We start from the raw sequence: 1,324 nt of genomic DNA, 5'->3' as shown, positions 1-1,324 counted from the left end.
GAGAAAGAAGAGCTCATCAAGCAAGGCAAAATCAAGCGTGACAAGAAGGAATCTGTCATCTTCAAAGGTGAGGATAACTCTTATTATGAGAAGATGGGAAGTAAGGTCGAAATTATCGATGATGAGATTCCTTTTGAATTACCGGAAGGCTGGGTATGGTGCAGAGGACACTCCTGCTTTGACGGTATGGAAAGCATAAAGCCCCACGGTGATTTTTTCGACTACATCGACATTGATGCCATTGACAATCAACTCCATCGCATCAAGGAAGCAAAACATCTCCCCGTGTCCGGTGCTCCAAGCCGAGCAAGCCGTGCTGTAAAAAATGGAAGTGTTTTGTTTTCGCTGGTCAGGCCATATCTTGAAAACATTGCACTTGTCGAGGAGAAGCATAGTCGTTGTATCGCATCAACTGGTTTCTATGTATGCAATTCCAGCGGTGTATTACTTCCTGAATTCATGTTCTTTCTGATGATATCAAGATACATTGTTGACGGTCTAAACCAATACATGAAAGGTGATAATTCTCCATCAATAAGCAAAGAAAATATCGAGAACTGGCTCTACCCAGTACCGCCAATTGAAGAGCAGGAAACGATCGTTTGCGAACTGAAATCCATATTCACAATGATTGAGAACATAAAAAAGAGCCTCAGCTGAGGCTCTTTTCTATTGCCGTTATGGTCGAAAATACTGTGGTTACTGCTGCGATAATTCGTTCTTGTTCAGAACTTGGTGGCACAGGGACAAACATTTCTTTCAATGTAATAGGCTTTAGTTCTTTCTGGTTTGTGGAACCCTCACCCTTCTTTTCAAGTTCAGCTTGATTCGCTTTCATAAAAACATACAGATAAAATGCATGAATACTGCGATAAGCTCGAATAACCGTAACATGAGAATCCGGAACTATAGGAAGGCCAGCGCAATTGTCGGTAGCACGATAAAAACCTATTCGGCCTAAAGTGCCTGTCCCAGTAGAGTTAATGACTATATCTTCGTCCTTCATATACTCGTCATCCGAATACTTGCTCAGGGTACTTTCATCAAGATACAGTGCCAGTCCAACATCAATGCCGGCATACTTTGTATTACACTTTTGAGCAAAAACGAGTGTACTACTTTGCTCAATATATTTTGGAGATTTCCCTCGGCAAATTTCTTTGACACAGCAATCCTCCAGACGCATCCATTCCCACGCATCGGGTATCTCAAATGGTAGTTCGTCATCAACACAACGGATCTCACCACCCATCTTCTCATAATAAGAGTTATCCTCACCTTTGAAGATGACAGATTCCTTCTTGTCACGCTTGATTTTGCCTTG

Annotated in this window: 2 protein-coding genes; one reads left to right on the top strand and one right to left on the bottom strand. The window is 42.0% G+C overall.

Features of this window, described 5'->3' with window-relative positions:
* A partial coding sequence (locus NFR87_RS10420) for a restriction endonuclease subunit S (protein WP_251449438.1) occupies window positions 1-660 on the top strand: 660 nt, incomplete at its 5' end.
* Here the strand turns inward: NFR87_RS10420 and NFR87_RS10415 are convergent.
* A partial coding sequence (locus NFR87_RS10415; RefSeq protein WP_251449431.1) for a restriction endonuclease subunit S occupies window positions 653-1,324 on the bottom strand: 672 nt, incomplete at its 5' end. The two genes, NFR87_RS10420 and NFR87_RS10415, sit on opposite strands and share 8 nt — an antisense overlap.

The organism is Vermiculatibacterium agrestimuris (genome assembly GCF_943193085.1).
Lineage (GTDB): Bacteria > Bacillota > Clostridia > Oscillospirales > Oscillospiraceae > Vermiculatibacterium > Vermiculatibacterium agrestimuris.
This window is presented reverse-complemented; position numbering and strand designations above follow the sequence as displayed.